19 protein-coding genes and 2 riboswitches are annotated in these 18,738 nt (G+C 68.2%); of the genes, 6 read left to right on the forward strand and 13 right to left on the reverse strand.

What is annotated here, in order from left to right:
• Positions 1-65: 65 nt before the first annotated feature.
• The 3 genes from ABGI63_RS06875 to ABGI63_RS06885 form a co-directional block, all read right to left on the reverse strand.
• Entirely contained in the window at positions 66-1,013 is a 948-nt protein-coding gene (locus ABGI63_RS06875; protein WP_349741730.1) for an MBL fold metallo-hydrolase, read from the reverse strand.
• Positions 1,013-2,701 (reverse strand): long-chain-fatty-acid--CoA ligase, encoded by a 1,689-nt coding sequence (locus ABGI63_RS06880; protein ID WP_349742382.1) that lies wholly within the window; start codon positions 2,699-2,701, stop codon positions 1,013-1,015. Before ABGI63_RS06880 ends, ABGI63_RS06875 begins: the two co-directional genes overlap by 1 nt.
• An 87-nt stretch (positions 2,702-2,788) precedes the next feature.
• Positions 2,789-3,532 (reverse strand): DUF8198 family protein, encoded by a 744-nt coding sequence (locus ABGI63_RS06885; RefSeq protein ID WP_349741731.1) that lies wholly within the window; start codon positions 3,530-3,532, stop codon positions 2,789-2,791.
• Between the two features lie 82 nt (positions 3,533-3,614).
• On the opposite strand from ABGI63_RS06885, the gene ABGI63_RS06890 reads away from it, so the two are divergent.
• The gene (locus tag ABGI63_RS06890) at positions 3,615-4,538 is read left to right on the forward strand and encodes an esterase/lipase family protein (RefSeq protein WP_349741733.1); all 924 of its coding nucleotides are present in this window, start codon (positions 3,615-3,617) and stop codon (positions 4,536-4,538) included.
• Here ABGI63_RS06890 and hppD read toward each other — a convergent pair.
• A complete protein-coding gene (gene hppD / locus ABGI63_RS06895) occupies positions 4,522-5,649 on the reverse strand; it encodes a 4-hydroxyphenylpyruvate dioxygenase (protein ID WP_349741734.1) in 1,128 nt (375 codons plus the stop codon). The two genes, ABGI63_RS06890 and hppD, sit on opposite strands and share 17 nt — an antisense overlap.
• Positions 5,650-5,772: 123 nt before the next feature.
• Here hppD and ABGI63_RS06900 point away from each other — a divergent pair, with 123 nt between their 5' ends.
• Positions 5,773-6,255, forward strand: coding sequence for an Lrp/AsnC family transcriptional regulator (locus tag ABGI63_RS06900; protein WP_137944751.1), 483 nt, complete (start codon positions 5,773-5,775; stop codon positions 6,253-6,255).
• Here the strand turns inward: ABGI63_RS06900 and ABGI63_RS06905 are convergent.
• The 5 genes from ABGI63_RS06905 to ABGI63_RS06925 all read right to left on the reverse strand — a co-directional run bounded on the left by ABGI63_RS06905 (position 6,252) and on the right by ABGI63_RS06925 (position 9,176).
• Positions 6,252-6,857, reverse strand: a complete 606-nt coding sequence (locus ABGI63_RS06905; RefSeq protein ID WP_272648459.1) for a methyltransferase domain-containing protein — start codon at positions 6,855-6,857, stop codon at positions 6,252-6,254. The genes ABGI63_RS06900 and ABGI63_RS06905 overlap by 4 nt on opposite strands.
• 1 nt (position 6,858) lies before the next feature.
• On the reverse strand, positions 6,859-7,701 hold the full coding sequence (locus ABGI63_RS06910) for an HDOD domain-containing protein (protein ID WP_349741735.1): 843 nt from the start codon (positions 7,699-7,701) through the stop codon (positions 6,859-6,861).
• Between the two features lie 108 nt (positions 7,702-7,809).
• Positions 7,810-8,073 carry a hypothetical protein gene (locus ABGI63_RS06915; protein ID WP_269841348.1) on the reverse strand — a complete coding sequence of 88 codons (264 nt, stop codon included), beginning with the start codon at positions 8,071-8,073 and terminating at the stop codon, positions 7,810-7,812.
• A gap of 30 nt (positions 8,074-8,103) precedes the next feature.
• Positions 8,104-8,289 carry a hypothetical protein gene (locus ABGI63_RS06920; RefSeq protein WP_137944755.1) on the reverse strand — a complete coding sequence of 62 codons (186 nt, stop codon included), beginning with the start codon at positions 8,287-8,289 and terminating at the stop codon, positions 8,104-8,106.
• 341 nt (positions 8,290-8,630) lie between these two features.
• Positions 8,631-9,176: a hypothetical protein gene (locus tag ABGI63_RS06925; protein WP_349741736.1), complete on the reverse strand. Its 546-nt coding sequence runs from the start codon at positions 9,174-9,176 to the stop codon at positions 8,631-8,633.
• Positions 9,177-9,287: 111 nt separating this feature from the next.
• On the opposite strand from ABGI63_RS06925, the gene ABGI63_RS06930 reads away from it, so the two are divergent.
• Complete coding sequence (locus tag ABGI63_RS06930) at positions 9,288-9,896, forward strand: SRPBCC family protein (protein ID WP_349741737.1); 609 nt, start codon at positions 9,288-9,290, stop codon at positions 9,894-9,896.
• Positions 9,897-9,899: 3 nt separating this feature from the next.
• On the opposite strand, the gene fusA is transcribed toward ABGI63_RS06930, so the two are convergent.
• Positions 9,900-11,993 carry an elongation factor G gene (fusA, locus tag ABGI63_RS06935; protein ID WP_349741739.1) on the reverse strand — a complete coding sequence of 698 codons (2,094 nt, stop codon included), beginning with the start codon at positions 11,991-11,993 and terminating at the stop codon, positions 9,900-9,902.
• A 77-nt stretch (positions 11,994-12,070) separates the two neighbouring features.
• A complete protein-coding gene (locus ABGI63_RS06940) occupies positions 12,071-13,384 on the reverse strand; it encodes a D-amino acid dehydrogenase (RefSeq protein ID WP_349741740.1) in 1,314 nt (437 codons plus the stop codon).
• Between the two features lie 82 nt (positions 13,385-13,466).
• A riboswitch (glycine riboswitch) is annotated at positions 13,467-13,576 on the reverse strand.
• A riboswitch (glycine riboswitch) is annotated at positions 13,577-13,666 on the reverse strand. It abuts the riboswitch before it with no gap.
• A gap of 99 nt (positions 13,667-13,765) precedes the next feature.
• On the opposite strand from ABGI63_RS06940, the gene ABGI63_RS06945 reads away from it, so the two are divergent.
• Together ABGI63_RS06945 and ABGI63_RS06950 are read left to right on the forward strand one after the other, a co-directional pair.
• Positions 13,766-14,944, forward strand: coding sequence for a PQQ-dependent sugar dehydrogenase (locus ABGI63_RS06945; RefSeq protein ID WP_349741742.1), 1,179 nt, complete (start codon positions 13,766-13,768; stop codon positions 14,942-14,944).
• Between the two features lie 11 nt (positions 14,945-14,955).
• A complete protein-coding gene (locus ABGI63_RS06950; RefSeq protein ID WP_349741744.1) occupies positions 14,956-15,756 on the forward strand; it encodes an alpha/beta hydrolase in 801 nt (266 codons plus the stop codon).
• Here the strand turns inward: ABGI63_RS06950 and ABGI63_RS06955 are convergent.
• Together ABGI63_RS06955 and ABGI63_RS06960 are read right to left on the reverse strand one after the other, a co-directional pair.
• The gene (locus ABGI63_RS06955; protein ID WP_349741745.1) at positions 15,753-17,378 is read right to left on the reverse strand and encodes an acyl-CoA dehydrogenase family protein; all 1,626 of its coding nucleotides are present in this window, start codon (positions 17,376-17,378) and stop codon (positions 15,753-15,755) included. The genes ABGI63_RS06950 and ABGI63_RS06955 overlap by 4 nt on opposite strands.
• On the reverse strand, positions 17,344-17,919 hold the full coding sequence (locus tag ABGI63_RS06960) for a GNAT family N-acetyltransferase (protein WP_349741747.1): 576 nt from the start codon (positions 17,917-17,919) through the stop codon (positions 17,344-17,346). Before ABGI63_RS06960 ends, ABGI63_RS06955 begins: the two co-directional genes overlap by 35 nt.
• 60 nt (positions 17,920-17,979) lie before the next feature.
• Here ABGI63_RS06960 and ABGI63_RS06965 point away from each other — a divergent pair, with 60 nt between their 5' ends.
• Positions 17,980-18,735, forward strand: a complete 756-nt coding sequence (locus ABGI63_RS06965; RefSeq protein WP_349741748.1) for a TetR/AcrR family transcriptional regulator — start codon at positions 17,980-17,982, stop codon at positions 18,733-18,735.
• The last annotated feature ends 3 nt before the right edge of the window (positions 18,736-18,738 follow it).

Consider the following 18,738-nt stretch of genomic DNA (forward strand, 5'->3'; position numbering starts at 1 on the left):
CTAATATCCCCAAAAACCCCCGCCTCGCAAGAGACGGGGGTTTTTCTTTGGGGGGTTTGGTCAGCTCATGTGGGCTGCAGTTGCCCGTCGCGCCGCCGTATGGCGCCGCTCTTCAGCAACTCATCGATCAACTCCATACTCCAGGCCTGCAGGCTTTGTGATTGGAAATAGCCCTGCCACAGCTTGCGATGAATCGGCGTCACCATCAGCCAGTCCAGCAGAAGTTGCTGAGCTTGGCTCGTGGCCTCCAGCAGATGAAACATGATCAAGGCCTTCGCCGCATGGCGCGCATGACGGTCGGGGCGTTGCCGGAAGAATGCCAGGCGCGAACGCGCCTCGCTCAGCGCGGCGGCGACGTCGTCGAACGGCGCACCGTGACCTGGGATGACCAGTGCGGGATTCAAGGATTCGATCAACTCCAGCGTGGCCTGGACCTCGTCAAAAGCGTCTATGCCATCGATCTCGGGGAAGACGATGCCGAAGCCTCGTTCCCACAGCGCATCGGCCGAGATCAGCAGCCGCGATGCCGGCTCGAACAGGATGATGGAATGGGGATCATGACCCGGCGCGGCGTGAACTTCCCAGGCCCTTCCGGCCTGCCGCAGTCGCTCTCCCGGTGCGAGGGCTCGGGTGGGCGTAAACCGGGGGCACTGCTGGCCGGTCGCGTTGTAGCTGAGCCCGGCTTCGTTCCAGTCTTGGGCCGCCTCAAAGCCACCGGGTGGAATCCAGATCGGGCAATGGTGCAGTGCCTGCAAATGCGCGTTGCCGCCGCAGTGGTCGGAATGCAGGTGGGTGTTGACGATCAGGCGCAGAGGCCTGCCGGGCGCATCGGCCGCCAAGGCTGCGGCCAGCAAGGACGCTGTCTGTTGCGCATGCGTGCAGTAGCCGCTGTCGATGAGGACGGCGCCGCGCTCGTCCCCGCCCAGCAGCACCGAGTTGGACGACAGCCACCCCCGCTCGATGAGCTGCAGGCCGGGGGGCAGCGAGCGAGGATTGCCCGGCTCTGGTGTCATCAGGCCGCTGTGCGCAACTCGCGCCGCAGGATCTTGCCGACATTGCTCTTCGGCAACTCGTCGCGGAACTCGATGTACTTGGGCCGCTTGTAGGCCGTCAGTTGCTGATGGCAGAAAGCGCTCAGATCCTCTTCGGCCAGGGCCGGGTCTTGCTTGACGACATAGAGCTTGACCGTCTCCCCGGAGCGCGAATCGGGTATGCCTACCGCTGCGCATTCCAGTACGCCGGGATGCATATTGACGACCTGCTCGATCTCGGTCGGATAGACATTGAAACCGGACACCAGAATCATGTCCTTCTTGCGGTCAACGATCCGGATATAGCCGTCGGCATCCATCACGCCGATATCCCCGCTCTTGAAGAAGCCGTCCGCGTACATCACGTTGGCGGTCTCGTCCGGGCGGTTCCAGTAGCCGGCCATCACCTGCGGGCCACGGATGCAGATCTCGCCACGCTCGCCCAGCGGCATGTCCTGCCCACTGTCATCGCGGATCGCAATCTCGGTCGAGGGCACCGGCAAGCCGATCGAGCCATTAAAATCATGCACATCCATGCGATTGATGGTTGCCACCGGCGCCGTCTCCGACAGGCCGTAGCCCTCGACCACCGGGCAGCCGGTGATCTTCAGCCACTTCTCTGCGGTGGCCTGCTGCACCGCCATGCCGCCGCCGTTGGAGATCACCAGTTCGCTGAAATCCAGCCGGGCAAAAGCCGGTTCATTGGCCAGCGCGTTGAACAGGGTGTTGACCGCCGGGAACATATTCACCTTGTAGCTCTGCAGGGTGCGGATGAAGCCGGGGATGTCACGCGGGTTGGGGATCAGCAGATTCGTCATCCCCAGGCGGGCGCCGAGCATATAGCAGGCCGTCAGCGCAAAGATGTGATACAGCGGCAGAGCGCAGACCGAGGTCATCGGCTTGTTGCCGAGCTTGGCCATCATCGGCGCGAACCAGGCCTCGGCCTGCAGGATATTGGCCACCACATTGCGGTGCAGCAAGGTCGCGCCCTTGGACAGGCCGGTCGTGCCGCCGGTGTACTGCAGGAAGGCGACGTCATCCGGCCCGACATCGACCCGCGACAGATTCATGCGCGAGCCTTCTTCCAGCGCGCGATTGAAGCGGGTCACGCTGCGCCCTGGCTCGGTGGGCAAGCGGAACTCGGGCACCATCTTCTTCACATGGCGCACCGCAAAGTTGATCAGCGGCCCGCGCCACCAGTTCAGCATATCGCCGAGCCCGGTCAGCAGCACATGGCGCACCGGCGTGCGCTCGACGACTTCTTCCAAAGTCGTCGCGAAGTTCTCCAGCACGATGATGGCCTGCGCGCCCGAGTCCTTGAGTTGATGCTCGAGCTCGCGCGGCGTGTACAGCGGATTGATGTTCACCACCGCATAGCCGGCGCGCAGGATGGCCGCGATCGCCACCATGTACTGCAGCACATTGGGCATCATGATGGCGACGCGCGCGCCGCGCTCCAGACCTTTGGACTGCAGCCAGGCACCCAGCGCCTGAGAGAGTTCGTTGACCTCGCCAAAGCGCAGGCGCTGATCCATGCAGACCGCCGCATCGCGATCGGCGTGTTTGCGGAAAGCCTCTTCCAGCAGTTCCACCAGCGATTTGTACGCGTCCACACGGATCTCCGCCGGCACGCCCTCCGGGTAGCTCTTCAGCCAGGGCTTGGTCGCCAAATCTTGCACCGTTGTCTCCTTCGCGTCCCTGCGTGGGGACGGCCTTGTTTGCGGTGACTGATACTCGGCTGCGCAGGGGGGCGAGGGCTAGGGTAATTGCCCTAGTGACTCGTCACCTGGGGGACAAGCCGCCAGCCGCGCCAGCGCATCGGGCGCATACAGCGCGTCGACAAGAGCCTGTTCCCGCTGCTGCACGATGTCCAGAAACCCCTGCGCGCCCTGCATGGCCTTGAAGGTGTCGAAACCATTCTCGAGAAAATGCTGCAGCTCCGACAGGCCGGCCGCCGCCGCCGGCCCGCGCATCATGCGCAAGGCCTGGCGCAGCAGCGGCTTGCGTGTGAAGCCTTCCATGGCCCGTCCGATGGCCAGGGTCAGCGCGATCTGCTGCTCTCGCTCGGCCGGGCGAGCCGAGGCCTGCCAGGCGCCGATATAGGCGACCCGGTCCAGCGCCGGACTGTCCAATTGCTGGGCCATCCGCGTATCGAGCTGCTCGGACAGGCCGTGCAACTGGGCCAGCTGCTCCACCGTGGTCACCACCTCGGCCGGGAACAGCCTGACCAGGGCCGGCACAACGCGCGCGAACTGCGCATCGCGCCGGCTGAAGTCACCCGGGCCGTACAGCTCTTCGAGGAAAAAGCGGGCGGCGCCGGCATAGCGCGGGCTTTGCAGCAGATCGGCATAGCTGCGCTCGAAGCGTGCCTGCTGATAGCGCTTGAGCGCCTGAACCTTGGCCAGCAGCGGCGGCGAGGCCGCCCGCAAGGCCAGCTGCGCGCTGACGATCTGCAGGTGGTTCAGGATCCGCTGGGCTTGACTGGCGGTCTCGGTGGGCATGGGCGGCCGGTGGCGTGATCTGGTGCGGTAAGCGGCGATTGTGCCGGGCTATGCCTGCCTGCCCATCGGCGATGATGCCGAGATGAATGCTCGTATCCAACGTTTTCAAATGATGCTGCGTCTGCTGCTGGCCCTGGGCGCGCTGCTGTGGCTGTGGCCACGCGGGCCGGTGCTGGCGATCTCGACCGGCCTGCTGCTGTTCTGGTTCTATGGCCTGGTGATGGCGGTGAATTTCGGCCTCTTGCTGCGCATCAACGCGAGCGCGACCACGTCGCCACGCGCGCTGCAGCTGCTGCGCGCCTGGTGGGCCGAGTTCTGGACCTGCGAGTGGGTGTTTGGTGTCCAGCAGCCCTTTGCCGAGCGGCGCCTGCCCGATCATCTGCCGCCGCCGAGCGCGTCGGCGCAAGCGCCGCGCGGCGTGCTGCTGCTGCATGGCTATACCTGCAACCGGGGCTTGTGGAATCACTGGCTGCCGCAGCTGCGGCAGCGCGGCCATGCCTATCTGGCGCTGAGCATGGAGCCGGCCTTCGGTTCGATCGACGCCTATGCGGACGCCATCGAGGCGGCGGTGCGCCGCCTGGCGCAGGCGACCGGCCGGCCGCCGCTGATCGTCGCCCACAGCATGGGCGGGCTGGCGGTGCGGGCCTGGTGGCGCCGCCATGGCGGCGATACCGCCCGCCTGCACCGCATCGTCACGCTGGGCAGCCCCCATGCCGGCACCTTGATGGCCAATTTCTCATCGGCCACCAACGCCCGTCAGATGCGGCGCGGCAGCGCCTGGCTGCAGGAACTGGCCGCGCAGGAAGCGCCCGAATTCCGCCAGCGCTTCATCTGCTACTACAGCAACTGCGACCAGATCGTCTGCCCGGCCGGCACCGCCGTGCTGGCCGACGCCGAGGCTCGCTACAAGCCCGGTGTCGGCCATCTCCGGCTGGCTTTTGACGGCGCGGTGCTCGATGAGGTGCTGGGCGAGCTGAGCGCCGCTGACTTCAGGCCTCGGCCTTGAGCACGCCGCGGCGGATCTGGTCCAGCTCGATGCTCTCGAACAAGGCCTTGAAATTGCCCTCGCCGAAGCCCTCATTGCCCTTGCGCTGAATCAGCTCGAAGAAGATCGGGCCGATCACCTCCTTGGTGAAGATCTGCAGCAGCAGCTCGTTGGGCGCGTCCAGATGGGCGGCGCCGTCGATCAGGATCTTCAAGCGACGCAGTTCCTCGACGTTTTCGCCATGACCCGGCAGGCGCTTGTCGATCAGGTCGAAGTAGGTGCCAATGGTGTCCTGGAACTGCACGCCGGTGCCGCGCATGCCTTCGACGGTCTTGTAGATGTCGTCGCTGCCCATCGCGACGTGCTGGATGCCTTCGCCGTGATAGAGGTCCAGATACTCGGCGATCTGGCTCTTGTCGTCGCTGCTCTCGTTGATCGGGATGCGGATCTTGCCGCAGGGGCTGGTCATGGCCTTGCTCTTCAGGCCGGTCAGCTTGCCCTCGATGTCGAAGTAGCGCACCTCGCGGAAATTGAAGAAGCGCTCGTAGAACTCGGCCCATTCCTTCATGCGGCCGCGGAACACATTGTGGGTCAGGTGGTCGATATAGGTCAGGCCATGGCCGACCGGGTTGGCGTCGATCGGCTGGCCGGCCGCGTCCAGCAGCGGCACGAAGTCGACGTCGTAGATGCTGATATTGCCGATCGCACCGGTGGGCGCGCCGTTCTTGCCCTGCCAGCGGTCGACGAAATAGATCAGCGAATCGCCGATACCCTTGATCGCCGGGATGTTCAGCTCCATCGGGCCGGCCTTGTTGTCAAAGCCCCAGGCGCCCAGTTCCAGCGCGCGCTTGTAGGCCTGGGCGGCGTCCTTGACGCGGAAGGCGATCGCGCAGATCGACGGGCCGTGCAGGCGCGCGAAGCGCTGGGCAAAGCTGTCGCTCTCGGCGTTGATGATGAAGTTCACGCCGCCCTGGCGGTACAGCGTCACGTTCTTGTGGCGGTGCTTGGCCACGGCGGTGAAGCCCATGGTCTCGAAGAGCTGGCCCAAAGCGGTCGGATCGGGGGCGGCGAACTCGATGAACTCGAAGCCGTCGGTGCCCATCGGGTTGTCCCAGGGGGTGAATGCTGCCATGGCGGGGTCTCCTGCGTATGCCTTGCGATGGATCAAGACTGTAGGCGCGAGCGGGCGCAGGATTCCTGCGAGTTTCGGCGCTGAACTCTTCCGGCGCGCCGAAATCCTGCAAAAATCCAGGCTATGGAAAATGGATCCCAGCTCGATGCGATAGACCGACGCATATTGCGGGCGCTGCAGCTCGACGGCCGCGTCACCTATGACGCACTGGCCGCCCAGGTCAATCTGTCGGCCTCGGCCGTGCTGCGCCGTGTGCGGCGGCTGGAGGAGTCGGGCGCGATCTCGGCCTATGTGGCCCTGGTGCGGCCCGAGGCGGTAGGCCTGGCGCTGACCGCCTATATCAACGTCCGGCTGGAAAAGCATACCGAGAGCCACAAGCGCAATCCGATGGATCTGTTCCGTGCGGCGGTGCAGACCTGGCCCGAGGTCGTCGAGTGCGCGGCCCTGACCGGCGAGATGGACTATCTGCTGCGCGTGCTGGTGCAGGACATGGCGCACTACGCCCGCTTCATCACCGAGACCCTGCTGAAGCATCCCAGCGTGCAGGACTGCAAGACCAGCTTTGTGCTGGACCGTGTCAAGAACACGACGGCCGTGCCGGTCTAGAGGCGCGTCAGCGCCACCGGCAGCTCGGCCCAGCCCTGGCCATGGGCGACCGCCGCATAGGGCGGTGCCGGCCAGCGCCAGCGCTCGGCCGGGAACAGCGCGCGCATCGCGTTGATATCGCCGTGATAGGGCGGGCCTTCGACGAAGCCCTGGGCCGCCGACTCGCGCCGCGCCTGCATGAACAGCGCCAGCAGCAGGCCGCCGGGCTTGAGCCAGCGCTGCAGCTGATCGGCATAGGCGCGCCATTGATCGGGATGCAGCGCGCACAAACAGGTCTGCTCATAGACGCGGTCCACCGGTACGTCGGGCTGCCACTGCAGCACATCGGCCTGCTCGACCCGGCCCGGCAGCGTGCCCAGGCGCTCGCGCGCCAGCGCCACGGCCGCCGGCGCATAGTCCAGCCCGGTGGCCGCGATGCCGGCCTGGCCCAGCTGCAGCAGCTCATGGCCGCGCCCGCAGCCGGGCACCAGCACCGCGTGCTCGGGGGTCAGCAGGCCCTGATCCAGCCACAGCTGCAGCTGCGGATGCGGCGCCCCCCGGTCCCAGGGCGTCTGCCCGGATTCGAAACGCTGCTGCCAGAAGTCCTGTGTCGGGCCGGCCATCTCAATAGAGCTCGTGCAGCAGCTTCAGGGTCGGCTCCTGCCGCATATTCAGCAAGGCGGCGATATCGTTGACGTCATCGGGGATGGCCGCGTCGTCCCAGCCATCGGCCGTGTGGCGGGCCAGCCGAACGGCCAGGCGCACGCACTGCACCTGCGGGTCATGCAGGCGCTTGTCGTCGGTGATATGGGTCAGCAGCTCGGGCAGGTGCCAGGCCTTCATCAGCGACTGCTCCAGATCGGCCAGCTCGATGTTCAGGATCTCGCGCTGCACCGCCGCGCTGCGCAGATGGCGGTCGGCCTGCTGGCGTGCGCGGATCTGCAGCGCCAGCTCGGGCGCGTGGCACCACAGCAGCATCTCGGCAAAGTCATGCAGCATCGCGGCGCTGTGGATCACCGCCGCATCCGGGTCCATGCGATGGGCGGCAAAGCCCAGCGCAAAGCGGGCCGAGCGCTCGGCCCGCTTCAGCACCCGCTGCAGGCCTTGCAGCGCCTCGGGCTGGCCGGCCAAGCGGTCCTCCACCGTCGCTTGCGGGCCGAAGGCCGTGAAGAAGGGCGTGATGCCCATCAGCACCAGGGCCGCGGTGACGGTCTCGGCATCGGTCAGCAGCCGGCTGGAGCGATTCGAGGCCGCGTAGGCCAGCACCTTCAGGGTCATCAGCGGGTCGGTCGCGACCATCTCGCCGATGCTGTTGGCATCGAAGGCGTCCTCATTGGCCCGCATCAGCTCCAGCGACTCGGCAGTCGCCGCGAGCACGGGAATCTCCGCGTCGCGGAACACCGCTGTCCACCAGGACAGATCGGGCAGGGCCTTGCGCAGCGGAATGGGGCTGGTGGACGCGGGCATGGGTGCGGGTCGGGTTGCTGGTGCAGGGGTGGCGGTAATCGTATATCGGCATCCCTGCGTCCATCTTGACCCATACCGCCAGCGCCACCAGACCCAGCAGTGCTGGCATCACAGCCGTGTCACTCCGTGCAGCGTGCCGACCAGGCGGCCGTCCACATAGAGCGCCCCCTCGGGCGCGCCGGCCTCGGCGTAGAACTCCAGCTCCGGCGCACGGCGCCTGCGGCCATGGACGCCGCTCAGACGCTCGGCCAGACGGGCCAGGCGAGCGCTGGCACTGCGCAGGCCGCCGGCCAGGCTATGCCGCCAGCCTTGCTGGCTCACCGCGGCCTCGGGCCAGCGGCGCAGCGCGTGAACTTGTTGCTGTCTCATCATGATTCTTCTCCATCGTTGTCGCTGCCCGTCTCAGGGGCTGCGATCGCTGTCGCTGCGCCAGATCTGCTGGCGCAACTCGAGATTGGCTTGTTGGCGCTGCGCCTTCGGCGCGCTGCCATGGCGACCGGCCTGACGCATCAGACTGGGCGCGACCAGGGGGTTGCGCGGCTTGCGCAGATTCAGGATCTGCGGCCGGGGGGATGTGAACTGAGTCATCAAAACACTCCTTGCGAACCGGGTTCGCGGCGGGATAAACAATGCGGCGGCGCCACTGCGGCGCGGGCAGCGTGAAACGTAGCGGGACCAGAGAAACCGGGACCAGACATACAGAGCCGGCAGGACGGGCTCTTGGAGCGGGAACGGCTGACGCCGATCCGGGGCCAGGTTCGGACCCCAGGGACGGTGGGCGGCAGCATCGCAAGCCGGCGAGGCCTGCGGGTTGAAGTGTTGGCGTTAAGGTGTCGCTGTGGTGAACCAGGCCACAACTTGCGCAAATGATAAACGATTGATTATCTTGCGCAAGTGCTTTTTATCGTGATTGATCAAGAAGTTAGGGATCAGCGCTTCTTCGGCTTCAAGGGCGCGATGCCTTGCTGCAGCTTGCGCCAGGCATCGACATCGTCGGCCATCTGCGCCAGTGCCGCCGGCCGGGCGCTGCCGGCCGGGCTGCGCGTGGTGGCTGTGCCGCCTGCGGCGGCCGGCTTGACCGCCGCCGCCTCGGTGGGCGGCGGCGTCAGCACCTCGCCCAGCAGGTCCAGCAAACGGGTGCGGGCGCGCTGCGGGTGGCGGCGGTAATAGGTCAGCACCAGGCCGACGATGAAGCGTTCATCATCGTCCTGCGGCACGCTGGGCGTGGCCTCCTGCACCGGGCTGGCGGCCGGTGTGGCCGGGTGGTCGTGATCCATCCAGCCCGGCGGCTTGTGGAACAGCTGCTCGAACTGGCGCGCCAGCCGCTCGCCGATCTGGCGGGAGCGGCCCTTGATCTGGCTCCAGTAGCTCGGTTGGATCTGCAAGCGCTCCGCGAAACGCCGCTCCAGCCCACGCAAGGTGGCGGCATCGGGGTGTTTGACGGTGGCGGCGACGAATTCTTCAAACAGGCGCATCGCATTGTCCAAACGGACTTGTGCGGTGTCCCGGGGAGCGGATGACATCTGCGTATGATAAAGCTCCCTTCATCCTGGGCCGCCGGTCCGGGGCTGGCCGAGGAGAGCGAGATGACTTTTTTCATGGCTTCTCTGCTGCGCGCGGGCGCTTTGTGGGTCCTGTGCGTCGCGGCCTTGCCGGTGGTGGCCGCCGAGCGCAGTCTTGATAAAGAAGTGATCATCAAGGCCAGCCTGGACCAGGCCTGGCAGAGCTGGACCACCCGCGAAGGCATCGTCGCCTTCTTTGCGCCCGATGCCAGGATAGAACCGCGGGTCGGCGGTGCCTTCCAGATCTATATCGATCCCGGCGCCGCGCCGGGCATGAAGGGCGCCGACGAGATGCGCTTCCTGGCGCTGCAACCCAAGAAGATGCTCAGCTTCGACTGGAATGCACCGCCGCATCTGCCCGAGGCGCGGGCCCAGCGCACATTCGTGATCCTGCGTTTCGAGCCCATCAGCGAGACCGAGACCCGGGTGCGCCTGCACCACACCGGCTGGGGCGAGGGCGGCGAGTGGGACAAGGCCTATGCCTACTTCGATCGGGCCTGGGGCAACGTGCTCGCCAATCTGAAGAAGCGCTATGACAGCGGCCCGCAGGACTGGACCGAGTGGCTGGCCCAGCTGGCGCAGTGGCGCGCCCAGCAGAAGGCTGCTGCAGCGGCCTCCGCAGCGAGCAAGTGAGGGCTACTCCTCGTCCTTGACCTTGTAGGACGAGATCAGTGCCGTTTGGGTGTTGGGTGGCACCGCCTCGTAGTGCGACAGCGCCAAGGTGTAGCGGCCCTGGCCGCTGGTCATCGCATTGAGCCGGGTCTGGTAGCTGGCCAGCTCGGCCAGCGGCGCCAGGCCCTGCACCGTGATCACGCCGGGCACGGCCGAGCGCGTGCCATTGACCTGGCCACGCCGCGCCGCCAGGTCGCCGGTGATATCGCCCATGGCCGCCTCGGGCGTGCTGATCTCGACATGGACGATGGGCTCCAGCACCAGCGGTCGCGCCTCGCGCACGGCGGCGATCAAGGCCTTGCGGCCGGCGGTGACGAAGGCGATCTCCTTGCTGTCGACCGAATGGTGCTTGCCGTCGAACACCGTGACCCGCAGATCGACCAGCGGATAGCCGGCGACGACGCCGCTGTCCAGTGCCGAACGCACACCCTTCTCGACCGCCGGCATGAACTGGCCCGGTATCGTGCCGCCCTTGACCGCGTCGACGAACTCGAAGCCGGCACCGCGCGCCAGCGGCTCGATGCGCAGATAGACCTCGCCGAACTGACCGGCCCCGCCGCTCTGCTTCTTGTGCCGGTAGTGGCCCTCGGCCGGACTCGAGACGGTCTCGCGGTAGGCGATGCGCGGCGGCTGGGTCTGCACCTCGAACTTGTAGGTCTCGCGCAGCCGCTCCAGCAGCATGCGCAGATGCAGCTCGCCCAGGCCATAGACCAGGGTCTCGTTGGTCACGCTGGCATGCTCGACCTTCAGGCAGGGGTCTTCGTCGATCAGGCGGTTCAGGATCTCCCACAGCCGCTGCTCGTCGCCATGGCGCGCCGGGCTGATCGCCAGGCCATGCACCGGTACCGGGAACTCGAGTGGCGCCAGGTGGATGTGCTCGTCCTCGGGCGCGTCATGCAGCACCGCGTCGTAATGCAGCTCCTCGACCTTGGCGATCGCGCAGATATCGCCCGGCAGGGCCTGCTCGATCTCGACATGCTCCTTGCCCTGCAGCAGGAACAGGTGGCCGACACGAAAGGGCTTGCGCGCATGGCCCACGAAGAGCTGGCTGTTCTTCGTCAAGCTGCCCTGGTGCACCCGCAACACCCCCATCTTGCCCAGATAGGGGTCGGCATTGATCTTGAACACATGGGCCAGCACATGGGCGCCGGGCTCTGGCAGGGCCTGCAGCGGCAGCGCGTCCGGCCCCTCGCCGCGCAGGAACAGCGGCGGATTGCCTTCGCTCGGATTGGGCAGCAGGCGCGCTATCACGTCCAGCAGCTCGGCCACGCCGGCACCGGTGCGCGCCGAGGTAAAGCAGACCGGGATCAGATGGCCTTCGCGCAGCGCCTGCTCCAGCGGTGCATGCAGCTCGCTGGCGTCGACATCGCCCTCGTTCAGATAGCGATCGACGAAAGCCGCGTCCACCTCGACGACCTGCTCCACCAAGGCGCGATGGGCCTCGGCCACCGACGAGAAATCGCTGGCCCCGCTGCTGCTGTAGAAGCAGTCCTGCACCCGCGTGCCGCCATCGGCCGGCAGGTTCAGCGGCAGGCATTCGCGGCCGAAGCTCGCACGCAGCTGCTCCAGCAGCGCCGGCAGCTGCACGCCGGGCGCGTCGATGCGGTTGATCACGATCAGGCGGCACAGCCCGCGCTGCGCGGCGGTCTCCATCATGCGCGAGGCCATCAGCTCGATGCCGTTGAGCGCATTGATCACGACGATGGCCGTGTCGGCCGCCTCCAGCGCCGGCAGCGACTGGCCGATGAAGTCCGGCGCGCCGGGCGTGTCGATCGCATGGATGCGCAGGCCGCCATGGTTCATGTGCACGACCGAGGCATGCAGCGAATGCTGGGCGCGCTTTTCCAGCGGATCGAAGTCGCTGACCGTGTTGCCGCGCTCCACCGAGCCGGCCGCAGCGATCGCGCCGGCCTGATGCAGCAAGGCCTCGATCAGGCTGGTCTTGCCGGCGCCGGCCGGCCCCACCAGGGCCAGGGCGCGGATCTGGGCGATCTGCGCGGAGAGGCCCAGACTGCCCGGGGCTGCAGTCTCTGGGGCCTTGCTGTGGCTGGCGGGCATGGGCGCACTCCTTCGGTCATTGCACAGGGATGACGGCTGAAGCAGTGCCGGGTCTTGAGCCCCGGCTTGGGCACAGCCTAGGGCAAGCGCGGCTGCGGCACAAGAGGCCTGTTCCCTGGGCGCGCCGCCGCGCGGCTGGCCGCCGTGAAGGCGTAATCCAGCTCCGGCACGCGGCCGCCGACGATGTCGGCGATGGCCGCGCCCGAGCCGCAGCTGTGGGTCCAGCCTAGCGTGCCATGGCCGGTATTGAGAAAGAGGTTGCCGATCCTGCTGCGGCCGATATAGGGCAGATTGGACGGGGTGGCGGGGCGCAGGCCGGTCCAGTACTGCGCGCCCGAGCCGTCGCTCATCTGCGGGAACAGCTCGCGGGTGCGTCGCACGATGGCCTCGCAGCGGGCCAGGTTCAGGCTCGTGTCGTAGCCGTTGAGCTCGGCCGTGCCGGCGATGCGCAGCCGGTCGCCCAGGCGCGAGAACACCAGCTTGTACTCGTCGTCGGTCAGCGAGACCTGGTAGCTGTGCTCGGGCGCGGTGACCGGCAAGGTGACCGAATAGCCCTTGGCCGGATAGATGTTCAGATCGACACCCAGCTCGCGTGCCAGGCCGCGGCTGAACGAGCCCAGGCACAGCACATGGGCGTCGGCCTGCAGGCGCTGCACCTCGCCGCGCGCATCGGCCACGATGAGCTGATCGATGCGGTCGCCGCTGCGCTCGAAGCCCAGGATGCGGGTCTCGTAGCGGAACTGCACGCCGGCCGCCGCGCACAGCCGCGCCAGTTCCTGCGTGAACAGGTGCGCGTCGCCCGACTCGTCGCTGGGGGTCATGCTGCCGCCGACGATCTTTGAGCGGCACTGCGCCAGCGCCGGCTCGATGGCCACGCACTCGTCCGGGCTCTTCATGTCCAGCTCGCAGCCCTGCTCGCGCATCAGGCGGGCCGGTTCCTGGGCCGCCTCGTACTCGGCCTCGCTGGTGTAGAAGTGCAGGATGCCCTGGGTGCGCTGCGCGTACTCGATGCCGGTGGCGGCGCGCAGCGCCTGCAGCTTGGCGCGGCTGTACAGGCCCAGGCTGACGATGTTGCGGATATTGTGGGCGGTACGGCCCGGTGTGCATTCACGCAGGAACTGCAGGCCCCAGCGCCATTGCGCGGCATCGGCACGCAGGCGGAACAGCAGCGGCGCATCCTCGCGCATCAGCCACTTCAGCACCTTCAGCGGCGCGCCCGGATTGGCCCAGGGCTCGGCGTGCGAGACCGAGATCTGGCCGCCGTTGGCGAAGCTGGTCTCCAGGCCGGCAGCCGGCTGGCGCTCGATGACGGTGACCTCGTGGCCGGCCTGGCGCAGATACCAGGCGGTGGTGATGCCGGTGACGCCGGCGCCGAGAACGATGACTTGCATGCTGAACTCCAGGAGGAGCTGAGCGCCAGACGGACGTGGGTTATGGAGGGAAGAAACCCGGGCATGCGTGCGCCTGACGCGCGCCGCTCCCGCTGTCCCTGATACCTGAGAGATTCAGCGCCCATCACCCGATGTGCGCCTTGCTCCTTCGGTGGCGGTCCCTTGCGGACCGCGCTCTCCAGCATTCGGCTTGTGACGGATCCAGTACGGGGCCTGAGCGAGTATGGGAGCTTGCGCCTTCGGCGGCATGCGCGAGGGCATGCTCTCTCCTGAATCCGGGGCCCAGTGTAGGCGGGGCCCTGATGGGGCGTCAACCCTGCGCGGGCGCCGCGGCCGTCGCCTGCAGTAAGCTGGCGGGCCATCCCCGTGCGGGAGTTCACGATGCGTCTCGAATCCATGTCCAAACTGAGTCTTGCTGTCGCCAGTGTCATTTTTGCCGTGGCCTGCGGCGGGGGCGGGGGCGGCGAGGTGGTCGCCGCGCCCACCCCGCCGGCGACACCGCCGCCCGCTGCGGCGCCGCAGCTGACGACTCTGCACAGCGGCTTGTCGGCGCCCTGGGGCCTGGCCCTGCTGCCCGATGGCCGCATGCTGGTGACGCAAAAGGCCGGCAGCCTGCTGCTGCTCAGCGCCGATGGCCGCAGCACGCTGGCCACGATCAGCGGCGTGCCGGCGGTCGTCTCGGCCGGCCAGGGCGGCCTGCTCGATGTCGCGCTCGACCCGGACTTCGCGAGCGCGTCCTGGGTCTATCTGTCCTATTCCGAGCCGGGCAGCGGCGCCGAAGCGGGCCGCAGCGGCACCGCGGTGGCGCGTGGTCGCCTGGTCGGCAATGCCTTGCAGGACGTGGTGGTGATCTTCCGCCAGGCGCCCAAGGTCAGCGGGGGCGGCCATTTCGGCTCGCGTTTGGTGTTCTCCAACGACAAGACCCTGTTCGTCACGCTGGGCGAACGCCAGCTCGGCAGCCCCGCGCAAGACCTGGCACAGACCCTGGGCAAGGTGGTGCGCATCCAGCGCGACGGCAGCATCCCGGCCGGCAATCCGGCGCTGGGCGCCGGTGCGCGGCCCGGCATCTGGAGCTATGGCCACCGCAACCCGCAGGGCGCGGCCCTGCATCCGAGCAGCGGCGAGCTCTGGCTCAGCGAGCATGGCCCGCAGGGCGGCGACGAGATCAATATCGCTCGAGCCGGCGCCAATTACGGCTGGCCCATCAAGAGCTATGGCTGCAACTATGGCTCGCCGGTCAGCGAGGGCTGCAGGCTTGGCGGCGGTGTCCATGCGCCGGCCTTTATCGAGCCCCTGACTTACTGGGTGCCGACCTCGGTGGCGCCGGCCGGCCTGGTCTTCTACACCGGCGCGATGTTCCCCGAGTGGCGCGGCCAGCTGTTCTCCGGCGCGCTGGCCGGCCAGGCCCTGTGGCGGTTGCAGCTCAGCGGCAACACGGTGGCCGCGCGCGAGGCGATGTTCGCCAGCCTGGGCGAGCGCTTCCGCGATGTGCGCCAGGCGCCGGACGGCGCGCTGCTGCTGCTGACCGACAGCGGCAAGCTGATGCGGCTGGCGCGCTGAGGGCTTGATGGATGCTGATGCGCCGGCTGCTGCTCGTCGTCGCGCTGGCGCTGCTGGTCTATGGCCTGCTGCTGGCCTGGCTGTACTGGCGCCAGGAGCGCCTGCTCTTCATGCCCCAGCCGCTGCCGGCCGCGCACCGCTTCGCGCTGGGCGACGATGTCCACGAGCTGCAGATCGCCGTGCCCGATGCCCGGCTGTCGGCCCTGCATCTGCGCCTGCCGGCGCCCTGCGGCCTGGTGTTCTTTCTGCACGGCAATGCCGGCAATCTGGACAGCTGGTTCGTCAATGTCGACTTCTACCGCCGCGCCGGCTACGACCTCTTCATGCTGGACTATCGCGGCTACGGCAAGAGCACGGGCCAGATCGACAGCGAGGCCCAGCTGCGCGCCGATGTGCGGGCCGCCTGGGACAGCGTGGCGCCGCGCTACCGGGGCCTGCGCCGCGTGATCTATGGCCGTTCGCTGGGCACGGCGCTGGCCGCCGGTCTGGCGGCCGAGGTCAGGCCCGAGCTGACCGTGCTGGTCTCGCCCTATGCCAGCATGGCCGCGCTGATGCGCCTGCACTATCCCTGGGTGCCGAGGTGGCTGCTGCGCTATCCGCTCGATACCGCCGCCGCTGTCGCGCGCCTCGACGGCCCCCTGCTGCTGCTGCATGGCGAGCAGGATGAATTGATCCCGCTGCAGCAGGCCGAGCAACTGCTGGCGCACGCGCCGCGAGCCCGGCTGCAGCGCATTGCCGGTGCCGGCCACAATGATCTGCAGAATTTCGAGCCCTATCTGCAGGCCATGCGCGAGGCGCTGCGCGGCCCCTAGTCCGGGTAGGCGCGCGCCAGCACCGCCTGGACGTCCAGCCCGCGCGTGTCCAGGGCGCCGTAAAAGCGGCCATGCCGCGCATCGAAGCGGCTGGCGATGAAGGCCTCGGCGATGGCGGCCGGCGCATCGCGGCGCAGCAGGCAGGCCTGGGCCGTGATCACCAGGCGCTGCGCCAGCTGACGGCCCAGGGCTTCGGCCGGCTCGGTGTGCAGCAGCTCGCGCAGGGCCTGGAGCTCGGTGCGCAAGAGCGTCTCGTCGCCGGCCATCTGCTGCAGCTCGTCGAGCAGCTCGAACGCCGACGGCGGCTCGCGCGCGAGCGCGCGCAGCAGGTCCAGGCACATCACATTGCCCGAGCCCTCCCAGATCGAATTGACCGGCGCCTCGCGGTACAGCCGTGCCATCGGGCCCTCGTCCACATAGCCATTGCCACCGAAGACCTCGATGGCTTCGCCGCAGAGCTCGACCGTGCGCTTGCAGACCCAGAACTTGGCGGCCGGCGTCATCAGCCGCTGCCAGCCGCGCTGCTGCTGCTCGAAGGCCTGGGCCAGGCGCAGCATCAGCACGCAGGCGGCCTCGCTCTCCAGCGCCAGATCGACCAGCACGCTCTGCATCAGCGGCTGCCCGGCCAGCGCGCGGCCGAAAGCTCGGCGCCGGCGTGTGTAGTGCAGGGCCTGGACCAGGGCCTGGCGCTGGATCGCGGCGCTGCCGATCACGCAGCTGAGCCGCGTCGTCGTCGCCATCTCGATGATGGTCGGGATGCCGCGGCCGGGCTCGCCCAGCAGCAGGCCGTGGGCGTCCTGGAACTCGACCTCGGCGCTGCTATTGCTGCGGTTGCCGAGCTTGTGCTTCAGGCGCTGGATCTGCACCGCATTGCGCGTCCCGTCCGGCCGCCAGCGCGGCACGAAGAAGCAGGACGGCCCGTCCTCGGTCTGGGCCACGACCAGATGGGCATCGCTCATCGGCGCCGAGTAGAACCATTTGTGGCCGCGCAAGGCATGGTCGGCGCCGCGCCCGCCAGCGCCGACCGGTGTGGCCCGGGTGGTGTTGGCGCGCACATCGGAGCCGCCCTGTTTCTCGGTCATGCCCATGCCTATCCACAAGCTGCTCTTCTGGTCCAGCGGCAGGTCGCGCGGATCATGGGCGCGCGACAGCAGGCCCGGGCCCAGCCGGGCATAGAGTGCCGGCTCCCTGGCCAGCACCGGGATCGCCGCCTGCGTCATCGTCGCCGGGCATAGCGTGCCGGCTTCGATCTGGCCATGCAGATAGAAGCCGGCCGCAAAAGCCGCCCAGCGGCCGCCGCGCTCGCTGTCATAGGGCAAAGACACCAGGCCCTGGCCGCGGTACAGCGCCAGCAGCGCATGCCAGCTGGGGTGGAAGTCCACCTGGTCGATGCGGCGGCCGCGCCGATCGTGGGTCCGCAGCGTCGGCCCCTGCTGGTTGGCCTGCTCGGCCAGGGCCAAGGTGTCGGCGCTGCCGAGGATGTCGGCATAGCCCTGCAACTGGGGCAGGGCCCAGGCGGCGCCATGGCGCACCAGCCCCTCACGCAGCGCGGCGTCGCTGCTCAGCGGGTTGTAGTCGCTGAGCTCGTCAACCTGGTTGCTGATCTCGTGCGTGCTCCACATCGCGGCTCTCCTGCTGCTGATCGTCCAGCAGCTTGTAGTAGAGCGCGGTGGCGGCCAGTTGACCATCGGGGCTGGCCGCATAGCGCGGGATCTCGCCGGCCTTGAGCCAGCCCAGATGGCGGTAGACGGTCTCGGCATGGGAGCCGGCCTCGGTGTCCAGCACCAGCAGGCTGCAGCCGTCCAGCCGGGCGGCCCGCTCCAGCGCCTGCATCAGCACCGTGGCCAGGCCACGGCCGCGCGCGCTGCTGTGCACCATCAGCTTCTGCACCTCGGCGCGGTGGCGGCCATTGGGCTTCTCGCACAGCGCGAGCTGGGCCGTGCCCAGCAAGTGCCCGCCCTGGGACAAGAGCCACAGCCTGTGGCTCGGGCCCAGCCTGGCCAGCACCGCCTGCCAGTAGGCGCCGGCCTCGGCCTCGTCCAGCGCGGCCAGAAAGCCCAGCGAGGCGCCCCGCTTGACGGCGTCCAGCAGCAGCGCCGTCAGCGCAGGCAGGGCGCTCGTGTCGCCACGCGCCACGGTTTGCAGATGCAGTCCTTCGGTCATTGCTTGCCTTGTGCTGGTGTAGTCTTGCGGTTTGAATAGCCAATGACAAAATACTAACCAATGGTTAGAAAAATTGCAAACCCGCATCTGAACCCGCCGCCACGCGCCAGCGGTGCCAAGGGCATGCACCGGGCCTCGGGGGTGGTGTCGCCGGCGCCCGACGCGCTGCAGAAACCGCTGGCCAAGCCGCAGCCGCGCCAGCGCGCCAAGACGCCCAAGCCCGAGGGGCCGCTGAAGAAGGCGACGGCCTCGGCCCTGCGCCGGGCCGCGCACAAGGAGGCGCTGGAGCAGGGCATCGTCGACGCGGCGCGGGCGCTGTTTGTCGCGCAGGGCCAGGAGGCCGTGACCCTGCGTGAGGTGGCGGCTGCGGTCGGTTATTCCCATGCCACGCTCTACAGCTTCTTCGCCGACAAGGCGGCGCTGCTGGCGCGCCTGGGGGCCGAGGGCCGCGAAGGCCTGCGGGCGGCGCTGGAGGGGCAGCTCAGCGGCCCCGGCGATGCGCGCGCCGCGCTGCGCCGCATGGCCGCCGCCTATCTGCGCTGGGCCGTGGCCCATCCGCACCACTACCGGCTGCTGACCCTGGACCCGCTGCCGGCCGAAGCCGACGGCGCGCCCGACGCCTATGCGCTGCTGCGCGAGCTGCTGGCCCGGCTGCCGGGCGGCGATGCGGACCTGCGCGCCCAGACGGTCTGGGCCGCGCTGCACGGCGCGGCCCTGCTGGAGATCGCGCTGGTGCCCGGCTCGGGCAAGACCTGGCCCTGGCGCGATCTGCAGGCCCGCATCACGGCCGTCGCCGAGCTGGTGGCGGCCGCCTGAGCC

It is taken from the genome of Roseateles cavernae (assembly GCF_040187885.1).
Lineage (GTDB): Bacteria > Pseudomonadota > Gammaproteobacteria > Burkholderiales > Burkholderiaceae_C > Roseateles_E > Roseateles_E cavernae.